General features: G+C 64.9%; 15 protein-coding genes. 12 read left to right on the top strand and 3 right to left on the bottom strand.

Features of this window, described 5'->3' with window-relative positions:
- Positions 1-148: 148 nt before the first annotated feature.
- Positions 149-952, top strand: a complete 804-nt coding sequence (locus tag ACHFB9_RS14485) for a tetratricopeptide repeat protein (protein ID WP_417068057.1) — start codon at positions 149-151, stop codon at positions 950-952.
- 91 nt (positions 953-1,043) lie between these two features.
- Positions 1,044-1,514, top strand: a complete 471-nt coding sequence (locus ACHFB9_RS14480) for a low molecular weight protein-tyrosine-phosphatase (protein ID WP_417068056.1) — start codon at positions 1,044-1,046, stop codon at positions 1,512-1,514.
- 2 nt (positions 1,515-1,516) lie between these two features.
- Here ACHFB9_RS14480 and ACHFB9_RS14475 read toward each other — a convergent pair whose 3' ends face one another.
- A complete protein-coding gene (locus ACHFB9_RS14475; protein ID WP_417068055.1) occupies positions 1,517-2,650 on the bottom strand; it encodes an ABC transporter substrate-binding protein in 1,134 nt (377 codons plus the stop codon).
- Between the two features lie 130 nt (positions 2,651-2,780).
- Complete coding sequence (locus ACHFB9_RS14470) at positions 2,781-5,690, bottom strand: Rne/Rng family ribonuclease (RefSeq protein WP_417068054.1); 2,910 nt, start codon at positions 5,688-5,690, stop codon at positions 2,781-2,783.
- Positions 5,691-6,054: 364 nt separating this feature from the next.
- Between ACHFB9_RS14470 and ACHFB9_RS14465 the strand changes: the two genes are divergently transcribed.
- From ACHFB9_RS14465 to ACHFB9_RS14455, 3 genes are read left to right on the top strand one after another with little or no spacing between them, the layout of a single operon-like run.
- Positions 6,055-7,026 carry an RluA family pseudouridine synthase gene (locus ACHFB9_RS14465; RefSeq protein WP_417068053.1) on the top strand — a complete coding sequence of 324 codons (972 nt, stop codon included), beginning with the start codon at positions 6,055-6,057 and terminating at the stop codon, positions 7,024-7,026.
- Entirely contained in the window at positions 7,016-7,672 is a 657-nt protein-coding gene (locus ACHFB9_RS14460; RefSeq protein WP_417068052.1) for an HAD-IA family hydrolase, read from the top strand. The genes ACHFB9_RS14465 and ACHFB9_RS14460 overlap by 11 nt, the downstream gene beginning before the upstream one ends.
- Positions 7,651-8,001, top strand: a complete 351-nt coding sequence (locus ACHFB9_RS14455) for a Rieske (2Fe-2S) protein (protein WP_417068051.1) — start codon at positions 7,651-7,653, stop codon at positions 7,999-8,001. The genes ACHFB9_RS14460 and ACHFB9_RS14455 overlap by 22 nt, the downstream gene beginning before the upstream one ends.
- A gap of 27 nt (positions 8,002-8,028) precedes the next feature.
- On the opposite strand, the gene ACHFB9_RS14450 is transcribed toward ACHFB9_RS14455, so the two are convergent.
- Positions 8,029-8,607 (bottom strand): Maf family protein, encoded by a 579-nt coding sequence (locus ACHFB9_RS14450; protein WP_417068049.1) that lies wholly within the window; start codon positions 8,605-8,607, stop codon positions 8,029-8,031.
- A 61-nt stretch (positions 8,608-8,668) separates the two neighbouring features.
- Between ACHFB9_RS14450 and ACHFB9_RS14445 the strand changes: the two genes are divergently transcribed.
- From ACHFB9_RS14445 to acpP, 7 genes are all read left to right on the top strand, one after another.
- Positions 8,669-9,187: a YceD family protein gene (locus ACHFB9_RS14445; protein WP_417068048.1), complete on the top strand. Its 519-nt coding sequence runs from the start codon at positions 8,669-8,671 to the stop codon at positions 9,185-9,187.
- Positions 9,188-9,228: 41 nt separating this feature from the next.
- Positions 9,229-9,408 carry a 50S ribosomal protein L32 gene (rpmF, locus tag ACHFB9_RS14440; protein WP_417068046.1) on the top strand — a complete coding sequence of 60 codons (180 nt, stop codon included), beginning with the start codon at positions 9,229-9,231 and terminating at the stop codon, positions 9,406-9,408.
- 78 nt (positions 9,409-9,486) lie between these two features.
- Positions 9,487-10,524 (top strand): phosphate acyltransferase PlsX, encoded by a 1,038-nt coding sequence (plsX, locus tag ACHFB9_RS14435; RefSeq protein WP_417071399.1) that lies wholly within the window; start codon positions 9,487-9,489, stop codon positions 10,522-10,524.
- Positions 10,524-11,486: a beta-ketoacyl-ACP synthase III gene (locus ACHFB9_RS14430; protein ID WP_417068045.1), complete on the top strand. Its 963-nt coding sequence runs from the start codon at positions 10,524-10,526 to the stop codon at positions 11,484-11,486. Before plsX ends, ACHFB9_RS14430 begins: the two co-directional genes overlap by 1 nt.
- 13 nt (positions 11,487-11,499) lie before the next feature.
- Positions 11,500-12,438 (top strand): ACP S-malonyltransferase, encoded by a 939-nt coding sequence (gene fabD / locus ACHFB9_RS14425; protein ID WP_417068043.1) that lies wholly within the window; start codon positions 11,500-11,502, stop codon positions 12,436-12,438.
- Complete coding sequence (fabG, locus tag ACHFB9_RS14420) at positions 12,438-13,184, top strand: 3-oxoacyl-ACP reductase FabG (protein WP_417068042.1); 747 nt, start codon at positions 12,438-12,440, stop codon at positions 13,182-13,184. The genes fabD and fabG overlap by 1 nt, the downstream gene beginning before the upstream one ends.
- A gap of 75 nt (positions 13,185-13,259) precedes the next feature.
- Positions 13,260-13,496 (top strand): acyl carrier protein, encoded by a 237-nt coding sequence (gene acpP / locus ACHFB9_RS14415; protein ID WP_417068041.1) that lies wholly within the window; start codon positions 13,260-13,262, stop codon positions 13,494-13,496.
- Positions 13,497-13,509: the final 13 nt, after the last annotated feature.

The raw sequence follows: 13,509 nt of genomic DNA, 5'->3' as shown, positions 1-13,509 counted from the left end.
ACAGGTGCATAGGGCGATGATGCACCGGAAAGCTTAAGGTTTGCTGAACAAGGGACTGCAATCTTCTGTTTCAAATCGGCTACTTCCTGGACAGGATGGGCGCCCAGAATGTCCCGGCGCCGGTGTGGCGCGAACTTCGGAGGTCGAAGTGAGAATCAGCAAAGTGCTCGCGGTCCTGGCTCTGGTGGTGGCATCTCTGGTTGGCGCGAGCGCCTGGGCGGCGGATGCGAGCCTGCATGACGTGTATCAGGCCGCCCAGTCCGGGCGGCTGAAAGAAGCCGAGGCGATGATGGATCAGGTGCTGCGCGACCATCCGGCGAGCGCGAAAGCGCATTTCGTCGAAGCTGAAATCCTGGCTCGCGATGGCAAGATCAGCGAAGCACGCAACGAGCTCGCGACCGCCGAGAAGCTGCAGCCGGGGCTCGCCTTTGCGCGTCCGCAGGCGGTCGAAGCCTTGCGCGCGCGTCTGCGCGGTGGTTCAGGAGCGTCGGCGGAGCGTGCGCAGACTGATGCGAACCCCTTGAGCTGGCTGTTGTGGGGCGGCGTCGCGCTGGTCTTCATCGTTGTCGCGGCGCGCTGGATGCAGAAGCGTTCCCGCTACGGCGCTTACGTCAACGGGCCGGCGATGCCGCAAAACCTGGCCTCGTCCGCAATGGCTCCCGCGGGCTACGGAGCCTATCCCGGCGCGGTGCCCATGGGCGGAACCGGCGGAGGAGTCGGCAGTGGCATCCTCGGGGGGCTCGCGACCGGTGCGGCGGTCGGGGCCGGTGTGGTCGCCGGCGAGGCGCTGATGCACCGCGTGCTCGGCGGCAATGAAAACCGCGTCGTCCGCGAACCGGAAGCCGAACCCGCTCCCTACGACATGGGCGGCAGCGATTTCGGCGTCTCGGGCGGCTGGGACGATGGCGGCAGCTCGGATCTGGGCAGCCTGGGGGGCGACGACTGGAGCTGAGCGAAGCGCTCCCGCTCTGCCGCCAAGCCCCTCGGGTAGAATCAGCGAGTGCCCGTCGTCTCGGGCTTTCCTGGGAAGAGCGCACCGCAACATGGCTGAAAAGATCGCGATCCTGTTCGTCTGCACCGGTAACATCTGTCGCTCTCCGACCGCGGAGGGCGTGCTCGCGGCTCTGGCCAGGGATGCCGGGATAGCGATCGAATGGGATTCGGCCGGAATCAGCGGCTGCCACGTCGGCGAGGCGCCCGATCCGCGCGCGCAAAAGGCTGCGGCGCGGCGCGGTTACGATCTGTCGCAGTTGCGTGCGCGCAAGCTCGAGGGGGCGGACTTCCGGCGCTTCGATCTGATCCTCGCGATGGATCGGGGTCATCTCGACGAGATGAAACGCAGATGCCCGGAAGCGCTGCAGGACAGAGTTCACCTCTTCCTCGATTACCTTCCGGGCCGCGAAGGGGGCGAGATTCCCGACCCCTACTATGGCGGCGAGGCCGGTTTCGAGCATGTGCTCGACCTGTGCGAGGACGCCGGAGCCGCGCTGCTGCGCAGGCTGACCCAGCGCTGAACTCAGCCCAGCGTGTCGCCGTTGCGGCGGATCACGATCGTGTCGACGAAATGCGAAGCACGCCGGCCCGATCCGAAGTCGATCTTCCAGCCTGCTGGCTCTGACGTCTTCTGACTGTGCAGTGCGGCGAGCAGGCGAGGGCTGTCCGGGTTCGGTCCGGCCTTGCGCAGCGCGTTCACGAGCAGTTTCGCAGCCAGATAGCCTTCAAAGTTTGCGCAGCTCGGCGCTTCGTCGAAATAGCGGTTGAAGGCCTGACTGAACTCGCGTGCCGAAGGCGCTGCGCTGCGCAGCGGATCCGGGACGACGCGCGAGAGCACGATTCCTGTGGCCGTCTGAGCGCCGATGATCTGGCGCAGCGCGGTTGGATCGACGCAGGACGTCGCACAGACGAAGAGGCCCGGATTGCGGCTTCTCAGTTCGCGGGCGAGCAATGCGGTCGGGATCGTGTCGGCGAGGATCACGACCGCCTGAGGCCGTCTGTTCAGTATCCCGGATGCGGCGACGCCCATCTGCCTGGGGTCGGCCGGCAGTGCGATGGCGTCGGGCGCGCCGAGCCCGCGCTTTTTGAGCAGCGCGAAGGCCGCGTCGCGCGCCGCGATCCCGGCCGCCGTGCCGGCGTGGGCGATCGTGAAGGCCTTCAGGCCTGCGCCGCTGAGCGTCGCGAGGATCGCCGCGATCTCTTCCCCATAGCTGGCCCTCAGGTAGACCACCCGTTCCGCCGCGTAATCCGCGCCGCTCATCGGTGCGAAGAGCAGCTTGTCGCTGCGCGCGAAGGCGGGGCTATTGAGCGCCGCGGCGATGCAGGCATCTCCGGTCAGTCCGAACAGGTGATCGACGCGTTCCTGATTGAGCAGGCGTGCGACGTTCGCGACCGCGCGTGCCGCCTGTCCTCCGTCATCGAGCTGGAGCAGGCGCAGGGGGCGGCCGCCTATGCCGCCCGCCGCGTTGCTTACGTCGAAGCACAGCTTCGCCCCGCTGAAGTAGTCGCGCCCCAGGCTCTGGGTCGGGCCGCTCAGATCGACCGATTGTCCGATCGTGATCGGAGTGGCCTGGGCGTGGGCGAGGCCGGGGAGGCCGGTGACGGCGAGACCGGAAAACGCGAGCGCGCTGCGCTTCAGAAAGCGACGACGGTTCATGGCGGGCGAGGGGAGTCGAAACCGGGGAGCCTAAGCGCCGCATGTTTAACGATTTTTACAGTTCGCAGATTTTTGGCGAAAAAAAGGGCAGCCGGCTTGCGCGGGCTGCCCTTCTTCAGACGGTGGAAACTCAGTTGCGGGTTTCAACCTGTTCGAGCACATCCTCGACGACCACGCGGGGCTTGCGCGGGCGGCGACGGCGTGCCGGAGCCGGAGCTACTTCGGCTTCGGGCGCCGGAGTGGCCGGAGCCGAGGCGGTTTCGATCATGACCAGATCGTCACCGCCGAGCGAGGCGAGCAGATCCATCTGGGCCGGCTTCGCTGCTTGCGGAGCCGCTTCGGCTTCGACCGGGGCGGCAGCTGGTGCTTCGACCGGAGCTTGCACCGCCGGTTCGATCTCGACCGGGGTTTCGACGCCGGCCGGCGCGCTTACGACCGGCTCGGCTTCGACGACAGCTTCGGGCGCGTGCTGCGCTTCGTCTGCCGGCTGAGCCTTCTCTTCAGGCACGGGCGTGGGCTGAGCGGCTTCGACCTGAACTTCGACGGACTCGGCCACGGGGGCGGGCTCAGTCTTGAGCTCGGCCTCGATGGTCGGCAGGAACAGCTGTTCGACCGGTTCAGCCTGCCTGCGCGGTGCGCGCGGCTTGCGTTCTTCCTGAACGGCGGGCGCTTCAGCCGCTTGGGCGGCTTGCTGTGCGGCTATCTGGCTTGCGGCTTCTGCGGCGGCTTCCGGAGTCGGGTAGAACATCGTCTCGGTCAGCGTCCGGCCTTGATCGCCACGACGCTCTCCTCCGCGACGACCGCGGCGGCTGCGGCGACGAGACGCGTTCTCCGTCTCGTTTGCGGCGGCTTCCGCGCCCTGGTTTTCCTCGCCGGTCACGATCACGGTTTCCGGAGCCTCCTGGGGCGCTTCGACCGTGCGGGGCTGACGCTCGGCACGCGGGCTGCGCTCGCGGCGTTCCTCGCCTTGCTTCTCACGGGGCAGCGCTTCGCGCTTTTCGGCCGTCTGCTCGGAGCGGGGCTCTTCGGTGCGATCGCGGTTGCGTTCGCGCGGTTTGCGCTCGGCGTTCTCGCGCTTCGCGGTCTCCTGGACTTCGGGCTTCGCGGCCTGGGCGCGCTCGCCACGGCCGCGCTGGGCGCGTTCGCCGCGGGGCTGCTCTTCACGCTTTTCGTCGCGCTTGTCTTCGCGGTTGCGCTCGCCGCGCTCTTCCCGCGAACGCTGTTGCTTGTCTCCCCGGCCTTCCGGACGGTTGCGTTCGCGTCCGCGTTCGCCACGTCCGTCGCGGCCATCGCGGCGCCGCGCCTTGGGGGCCGGAGCCGCTTCGACTTCGGGCTTGTCTTCGCCACGGAACCAGCTGAGCACGCGCTGGAAGAAACCCGGAGCGGCAGGGGCTGCCGGAACCGGCTTGGGTTCGACGATGGGGGCGGGTTGATCCGGAACGAAGTTGCGGATCGCCGCTTCCTGGCGCGCGGGCTTCGCTTCGGTGTTGGCCGAAGGCGGAACGTAGTTCGCGTTCTCGGGCATCGTCGCCATCTTGTAGCTGGGCAGGACGGTCTCTTCCTGATTCAGCTGGTCGTGGCGCAGGCGGATGATTTCGTGCGCCGGCGTTTCGAGGTGGCGGTTCGGGATGATCAGCATGTTGACCTTCTGCCGCAGCTCGATTTGCGCGATGTCGTCGCGCTTCTCGTTGAGCAGGAAGGTTGCGACATCGACCGGGACCTGGACGTGGACCGCGCCGGTGTTGTCCTTCATCGCCTCTTCTTCGACGATGCGCAGGATGTGCAGCGCCGCCGATTCGGTCGAGCGGATGTGGCCGGTGCCGGTGCAGCGCGGGCAGGTGATGTAGCTGGTTTCAGCCAGGGCCGGACGCAGGCGCTGGCGCGAGAGTTCGAGCAGACCGAAGCGGCTGATCTTGCCGGTCTGGACGCGGGCGCGGTCGAAGCGCAGCGCGTCGCGCAGCCGGTTTTCGACTTCGCGCTGGTTCTTCGTGCTCTCCATGTCGATGAAGTCGATGACGATCAGGCCGCCCAGGTCGCGCAGGCGCAGCTGGCGGGCGATTTCGTCGGCGGCTTCAACGTTGGTCTTCAGCGCGGTTTCTTCGATGTCGGCGCCACGGGTCGCCCGGCCGGAGTTCACGTCGACCGAAACCAGAGCTTCGGTGTGGTCGATCACGATCGCGCCGCCCGAGGGCAGGTTGACCTGGCGCGAGTAGGCCGATTCGATCTGGTGTTCGATCTGGAAGCGCGTGAACAGCGGCACGTCGTCGCGATAGCGCTTGATCCGGTGTACGTTGGCCGGCATCACATGGGCCATGAACTGCCTGGCCTGCTCGTAGATGTCGTCGGTGTCGACGAGCAGCTCGCCGATGTCGGACGAGAAATAGTCGCGGATCGCGCGGATCACGAGGCTGCCTTCCTGGTAGATCAGGAAAGCGCCAGCCTGCTCCTGGGCGGCGCCGTCGATCGCCTTCCACAGCTGGGCCAGATAGTTCAGGTCCCATTGCAGTTCTTCGGCGGTGCGGCCGATCGCCGCGGTGCGCGCGATCATGCTCATTCCGGAGGGCACTTCGAGCTGGTCGAGCGCTTCGCGCAGCTCGGTACGCTCGTCGCCTTCGACGCGGCGGGACACGCCGCCTCCGCGCGGATTGTTCGGCATCAGGACCAGATAGCGGCCGGCCAGCGAGACGAAAGTCGTCAGCGCCGCACCCTTGTTGCCACGTTCGTCCTTCTCGACCTGGACGACCAGCTCCTGGCCTTCGCGGATCGCGTCCTGGATCCGGGCTTTCGAGGCTTCGACGCCGTCGCGGAAATAGGCGCGCGAGATTTCCTTGAAGGGCAGGAAACCATGGCGCTCGGCGCCGTAATCGACAAAGGCAGCTTCGAGACTGGGCTCGATGCGGGTCACGATGCCCTTGTAGATGTTGCTCTTCCGCTGCTCTTTCGAGGCGGACTCGACATCGAGGTCGATCAGCTTCTGACCGTCCACGATTGCGACGCGGAGCTCTTCGGCCTGCGTCGCGTTGAATAACATGCGCTTCATTAGTACGGTTCCCCCGCGCGCCAGCGGGCAGAACGAATCACTACCGTCGGCTTCTGACGGGCTGGCTCAAATTGTCGGGAACACTGTCATGCAAAGGTTCAGACCAAAAGGAGTTGCGGGATTCGTTTTGTTTGTCCCCGAGAGTCCGGCTCGCCGTACGGTCAGGGACGTTCAAGATCTGCGTGCTGCGCGCCAACTATGTGGTGAAGGTTTTTTTAGGTACCATCGCGAGCTTTTGTGCTCAAGCGACGATTGGCTTGGCGTTTTTCCGGGAGCGAGGCTCTATCTCGGAAAGGTTTGCCGAGGCTTTTGCTCTCCGCAACCCGTCCGTCCAGACCGGTAAAACCGTGTCAGTATATTCAACATGATGGATCAAGGCAAAACCTTAACGGCTCCGGCCGTCCAGCGCGTTCGCATCGATGAGCACGATGCGGGTCAGCGGATCGACAACTTCCTGATGCGGGTCTGCAAGGGGGCTCCGAAGAGCTTGATCTACCGGATCCTGCGCAGCGGCGAAGTGCGGGCCAATGGCGGGCGGATCAGCCAGACTTACCGACTCCAGCAGGGCGATGAGATCAGGATTCCGCCGCTGCGCCTCGCCGAGCCGAAGGACTCTTCCCGCGTTCCGGCGCGCGAATTTCCGATCCTGTTCGAGGATGACGCGATGCTGGCGATCGACAAGCCGGCTGGCGTCGCCGTGCACGGCGGCAGCGGCGTCAGCTTCGGTGTGATCGAACAGTTGCGCAGGCAGCGACCAGAGGCGAAGTTCCTCGAACTCGCACACCGGCTCGATCGCGAGACTTCGGGAATCCTGCTGATCGGCAAGAAGCGCTCGGCGCTCAACGTGCTTCACGACCAGCTGCGCGAGCGCGAGCTGGACAAGCGCTACTACGCGCTGGTCGCCGGGCGCTGGATGAATCCGGTTCAGCACATCCGCCTCGCGTTGAGAAAGTATCTGACCGAGGGTGGTGAGCGGCGGGTCGTCGTCGATGCCGATGAGGGCAAGCCCGCGCACTCGATCGTCCGTCTCGTGCGGCGCTGGGAACGCTTCAGCCTGCTCGAAGTCCAGATCAAGACCGGCCGCACTCACCAGATCCGCGTCCATCTGACCCATCTGGGTTTCCCGCTCGCCGGTGACGACAAGTACGGCGATTTCGCGCTGAACAAGGCTTTGCAGAAGGAGGGGCTCAAGCGGATGTTCCTGCATGCCGCGCATCTGCAGCTGCCTCACCCGCTGACTGCCGAGAATCTGGATCTGGTCTGCGATCTGCCGCCCGAACTCGCTTCATTCGTCGAACATCTGAACCGGAGCGAGCGCTGTGACTATGAGCAATAGATTCGATCTCGTCGTCTTCGACTGGGACGGCACCCTGATGGATTCGACCGCGTCGATCGCCTCGGCGATCCGCTCTGCCTGCGCCGATCTCGGTCTCGCCGTGCCCAGCGTCGAGCAGGCTCGTCATGTGATCGGGATGGGGCTCGCCGAAGCGCTGCGCTATGCAGTGCCCGAGCTGGGCGAGGCGGACTATCCCCGGCTGGCTGAGCGCTACCGTTTCCATTACCTCGCGCGCGATCAGGAGTTGGTGCTCTTCGACGGAGTCGAGGATCTGCTGCACGAGCTGCGCGGGCGGGGCTTGTTGCTCGCCGTCGCGACTGGCAAGAGCCGTCGCGGTCTCGATCGGGTTCTCGCGCAGACCGGGCTCGCGCCGCTCTTCGACGCGACGCGCTGTGCCGATGAGTGCTTCTCCAAGCCGCACCCGGCGATGCTGCTGGAGCTGATGGATGAGCTGGGGGTTGAGCCTGAGCGAACCCTGATGATCGGCGACACGACTCACGATCTGCTGATGGCTGCCAATGCGGGTACCCCGGCTCTGGGGCTCTCCTGTGGCGCGCACCCTGTCGATCAGCTCGAAGGCGCCGAGCCTCTGGCGGTGCTCGATTCGGCCGAAGGTTTGCGGCGATGGCTGATCGCGAACGCCTGATCTGCCTGTCCTCGGCGCTTGCGGAGGGCGGGGAGGGCTTCCGCTTCCCGCTGCGCACCGCCTGGGGTGAAGAAACCGGGTTTGTCGTCCGCCATCAGGGGAAGGTCTTTGGTTACGTCAACCGCTGCGCGCATGTCCCAGTTGAACTCGACTGGCAGAAGGGCCAGTTCTTCGATCAGAGTGGTAAATACCTGATCTGCTCGGTTCACGGCGCGCTCTTCAGCCCCACGACGGGAGGCTGTCTGGCGGGGCCCTGCCGGGGCGGGCGCTTGCCCGCGCTGGAGGTGGTCGAGCGGGATGGCGAGGTTTTTCTGGTCGAGAGCGACTGAGGCGGTCGCTCTCTGCAGACTACCCGCTCAGGGGATCGCGAATCCGGCTTCGCGCAGCAGTTCGCACAGTGCGATCAGCGGCAGGCCGATCAGCGCGTTCGGGTCGTCGCCGCGGATGTGGGTCAGCAGCGAAATACCCAGGCCTTCGGATTTCGCGCTGCCGGCGCAGTCGAAGGGCTGCTCGCGCTCGACGTAGCGGGCGATCTCTTCGTTTGACAGGCTTCGGAAACCGACCCGGGTCGGCACGTTGAGCACGCGAAGCTTGTCGTTGCGGGTGTCAAGCAGAGCGATCGCGGTATCGAAGACGACTTCCTTGCCGCTCATCGCGGTGAGCTGGGCGATCGCGCGTTCGGCGTTGCCGGGTTTGCCGAAGCGCTCGCCTGCGCAGCTGGCGACCTGGTCCGAGCCGATGATCAGCGCGTCGGGGTGGCGGGGGGCGACCGCGCGTGCTTTTTCGACGGCCAGGCGCATTGCGAGTTCGCGCGGCGCTTCGCCGGGGAGCGGGGATTCGTCGGTTTCGGGGCGCTCGCAGCGAAACTCGATGCCCAGGCGGGTCAGCAGCTCCTTGCGGTAGCGGGAGGTCGAGGCGAGGATCAGTTCTGGCATGGGGCTTACGGCTTACGCGGTCTTTGACATCGAAGGGCAAAAATAATACCATTGCCCGTTTATGTCGCACCAGATCGCAGTGAAGCGCCGCATCATTCCCGACCCGCTCGATTTTTCGCGCCGGGGCGAGAGCCTGAGCGGTGAAGTTCCTCTGGCCGCTTTCGGGCGTCTCAAGGATGAACTGGCGGACAGTGCTGGAACCGCGCGCTTTGTCGTTCGCGGCGAGAGCTTCGAGAAAGACCGCTTTCTCGTGCTCAACGTCGAGGCCGATCCTGTGCTGCAGTGTCAGCGGTGTCTGCAGGCCATTACCTGGCCGCTTGATCTGGAGGCTCGCTTCCTGCTGGTCCCCCCGGGCCGCGAGATGCCGGATGAAGGTCTTGAAGAGGATGATTTCGATCCTCTGCTCGCCGAACGGGATCTCGATGTTCTGGCTCTTGTCGAGGACGAGTTGCTGTTGGGCTTGCCGATTGCGCCGAGGCATGAAAAGTGTGAGACCCCGAACCCCCGCGGAACGGACGACAGCGCGTCGCCCTTCGCGGCGCTGGCGAAGCTGCGCGGGACGGGAAGTACCGAAAAGTGATGCCCTTGTCGGGCGATTGAACAGTAGCGAAGGAGTTTCAAATGGCCGTTCAACAGAACAAAAAGTCCCCGTCGAAGCGCGGTATGCACCGCTCGCACGATTTTCTGTCCACCCCGGCGACCGCTGTCGAAGCGACCACCGGTGAAGTGCACTTGCGTCACCACGTTTCGCCGTCCGGCGTCTACCGTGGCCGCAAGGTCATCAAGACCAAAGGTGAGTAATCGCATTGATTTGCGCGACGGCGTCGGGGGTCTCCTGGCGCCGTTTTCGTTAGAGCAGAATCCTTGCGTCTGAATTCTATGCAGGTGACCCTTGCGATTGACTGCATGGGCGGCGATCACGGGCCCACGGTTACCCTGCCGGCGGCCCGCAATTTTCTGCGCGCAGATTCTTCTGCGTGCGTGCTGCTCGTCGGTCGCGGCGAGGCGATCGCCAGTGAAGCCGAACGGCTGGCCGGGGACTTTCCCGGGCGGGCCCGGTTTGTCGCGGCCAGCGAAGTCATCGCGATGGACGACTCTCCGGCGATGGCGATGCGGGTCAAGAAGGACTCTTCGATGCGGGTCGCGATTGACCGCGTCAAATCCGGCGAGGCCCAGGCTGCCGTGTCGGCAGGCAACACCGGCGCGCTGATGGCGATCTCGCGCTTCGTGCTGAAGACCCTGCCCGGGATAGACCGTCCGGCTATCGCGACGATTCTCCCGGCGCGCACGGGGCGCACCTATATGCTCGACCTGGGGGCCAATGTCGATTGCTCGCCTGAGCATTTGCTCCAGTTCGGGATCATGGGGGCGATGCTGGTTTCGGTTCTGGAGCAGAAAGACACTCCGAGCGTCGGTCTGCTGAACATCGGCGAAGAAGAGATCAAGGGCAATGGTGTCGTCAAGCAGGCCGCCGAGCTCTTGCGCAGCAGCGGCCTGAACTTCTTCGGCAATGTCGAAGGTAACGACGTTTTCAAGGGGACGACCGATGTCGTCGTCTGCGATGGTTTCGTTGGCAACGCGGTGCTGAAGGCCTCCGAAGGACTCGCCCAGATGCTCGCGGGGCGTCTGCGCGAAGAGCTGACGCGCAACTGGTATACGAAGTTCGTCGCGATGCTCGCTCTTCCAGTCTTGCGCCGCATCAAGCGCAACAACGACCCGCGGCGTTACAACGGCGCGGCACTGCTGGGGCTGCGCGGCGTCGTCGTCAAGAGCCACGGTTCGGCCGATGTTTTTGCCTATGAACAAGCACTGATGCGGGCTGCGGAAGCGGCTCGCCATGATCTGGTCAAGCGCATCAGCGCGCAGATGGATGACTATCTCGCGCGCGTTGGCGCCGAGATCAAGGGAGCAGCTTAGTGACTTTTGCCCGGCTTGCCGGAACCGGCAGCATTCTGCCCGGGGATCCGGTTACCAATGACGATCTGGTCGCACGCGGAATCGAAACTTCCGATGCCTGGATCTCCGAACGGACCGGAATCCGTGCCCGCCACCTCGCCGCCGAAGGGGTGACTGCCTCTCAGTTGGGCGCCGAAGCGGCGCGTCGCGCGATGGCCGCCGCGGGCTGCACGGCCGACGATATCGATCTGATCATCGTCGCGACCGTGACTCCGGACATGATTTTTCCGAGCACGGCCTGCCTGATCCAGAACGAACTGGGCATCCGTCAGGGTCTCGCCTTCGACATGCAGGCGGTCTGCAGCGGCTTCGTCTATGCGATGACCGTTGCCGAGAAGTTCATCCGTTCCGGCTCGCACAAGCGCGCGCTGGTGATCGGTGCTGACGTGTTCTCGCGCATCCTCGACTGGAATGACCGTTCGACCTGCGTGCTGTTCGGTGATGGCGCGGGTGCCGTCGTCCTCGAAGCCTCCGAAGAACCGGGCATTCTGGCGACAGCGCTGCACGCCAACGGCAGCCTGCACGGCATTCTCGAAGTTCCGGGAAGCATTCGGAACGGGCAGATCGTCGGCTCGCCCTTTGTCAGCATGGATGGTCAGGCCGTGTTCAAGCAGGCGGTGCACCTGCTGAGCGACGTCGCCCACGAAGTCCTCGACGAGGCCAGGATGACAACCGAGCAGCTCGACTGGTTCATCCCGCACCAGGCCAATATCCGCATCATGCAGTCGACGGCGCGTCGCCTCGGTCTTCCGGCCGAGAAGGTCGTCGTGACCGTCGATCGGCATGGCAACACCTCCGCGGCCTCCGTGCCTCTGGCGCTCGACGTCGCGGTCCGCGATGGCCGCGTGCAGAAGGGCCAGACCGTACTGCTTCAGGGCGTCGGCGGCGGTTTCACCTGGGGCGCGGTTCTGCTGCGCGCCTGATATCGGGGGATTTATGAGTTTTGCTTTTGTTTTTCCGGGACAGGGATCCCAGTCGGTCGGCATGATGGCCGCCTATGGCGAGCTGGCCGAAATCCGCAGCACTTTTGCCGAGGCCTCCGATGCGCTCGGCGAAGATCTGTGGGCGATGGTTGAAGAAGGTCCGGCCGAGCGTCTCGCGCAGACCGTCAACACCCAGCCGCTGATGCTGACCGCCGGCGTCGCGGTCTGGCGCGCCTGGCTCGCCGCGGGTGGCGAGAAGCCGGTCGTGCTGGCCGGTCACAGCCTTGGCGAATACTCGGCGCTGGTCGCTTCTGGTGCATTGGGTTTTGCCGATGGCGTGCGTCTGGTGCGCCTGCGCGCCCAGGCGATGCAGCAGGCCGTTCCGGCCGGTGTCGGTGGCATGGCCGCGATCCTCGGGCTGGAAGCCGCGCGCGTCGTCGAGATCTGTGCGCAAGCCGGGCAGGGACAGGTTGTCTCGGCGGCGAACCTGAACGATCCGAAGCAGGTCGTCATCGCCGGCCATGCCGAAGCGGTGGGTCGAGCCTGCGAGGCAGCCAAGGCAGCGGGCGCGAAGCGTGCGCTGGTGCTGCCGGTTAGCGCGCCCTTCCACTGCGCACTGATGCGTCCGGCGGCCGAACGCCTGGCCGAGGCGCTCGCGACGGTCGAGCTTCGCACGCCTGAAATCGAAGTGATCAACAATGTCGATGTCGCGGTCGAGTCCGACCCCGTGCGGATCAAGGATGCCCTGGTGCGCCAGGCTTACTCTCCGGTGCGCTGGATCGAAACGGTTCAGGCGATCGCCGCGCGCGGCGTCGACAAAGTCGCCGAGTGCGGTCCCGGCAAGGTGCTGGCTGGGCTCGTCAAGCGCTGCGATGCGGGCCCCGAAGCGGTCGCGCTGACCGACGCGGCGGCACTCGAACAGCTTCTGCAACTGACGCGAGGACAAGCCTGATGAAGGCGCTTGAAGGACAAATCGCTCTGGTGACCGGAGCCAGCCGGGGTATCGGCCGTGCGAGCGCGCTCGAACTCGGTCGCCAGGGTGCGATCGTGATCGGCACCGCAACGTCGGACACCGGCGCCGCCGAGATCGGCACAGCGCTGCTCGAAGCGGGAATCAAGGGGCGCGGCCTGAAACTCGACGTGACCGATTCCGCCGCCGCCGAGGAAGTTGTCGCGGCGATCGAGAAGGAATTCGGCCCGGTGTCGATCCTCGTCAACAACGCCGGCATCACGCGCGACAATATCGCGATGCGGATGAAGGACGAGGAATGGGATGCGGTGCTGGACACCAATCTGAAAGCGGTTTTCAGGATGTGCCGCCTCGTGATGCGGGCGATGATGAAGGCGCGTTCGGGCCGCATCGTCAATATCACGTCGGTGGTCGGCTCCTCCGGCAATGCCGGTCAGGCCAACTATGCGGCCGCGAAGGCCGGCGTTGCAGGCATGACTCGTGCTCTGGCCCGGGAGCTGGGGAGCCGGAACATCACCGTGAACTGCGTCGCTCCGGGTTTCATCGACACTGACATGACGCGCGCGCTGAACGAAGCACAGCGGCAGGCTTTGCTGGGGCAGATCTCGCTGGGACGTTTTGGACGTCCCGAAGAGATCGCAGCTGCGGTGGCCTTCCTGGCTTCGCCGGCGGCGGGTTACATTTCGGGTATCACCCTGCACGCCAATGGCGGCATGTACATGGCCTGACCCTGTTGTCAGGGCAGGGATTTCTTTTTGATAAAATAGGGCTTTTCGCCCTTATTCTGGGAAGGAGTAGTTCCAATGGAGAACATCGAACAGCGCGTCAGGAAGATCGTTGCCGAACAGCTCGGCGTGAACGACGCGGACATCAAGAACGAGTCTTCGTTTGTTGACGATCTCGGTGCTGACTCTCTGGACACCGTCGAACTGGTGATGGCGCTCGAAGAAGAATTCGAGTGCGAGATTCCCGACGAAGAAGCCGAGAAGATCACGTCGGTTCAGCAAGCGATCGACTACGTCGTCGCCAACAAGAAGTAATCAACTTTTCAAC

The organism is Niveibacterium terrae (assembly GCF_048213115.1).
Taxonomy (GTDB): Bacteria; Pseudomonadota; Gammaproteobacteria; order Burkholderiales; family Rhodocyclaceae; genus Niveibacterium; species Niveibacterium terrae.
The sequence above is the reverse complement of the archived record's forward strand: the minus strand, read 5'-3'. Positions and strand labels throughout refer to the sequence as shown.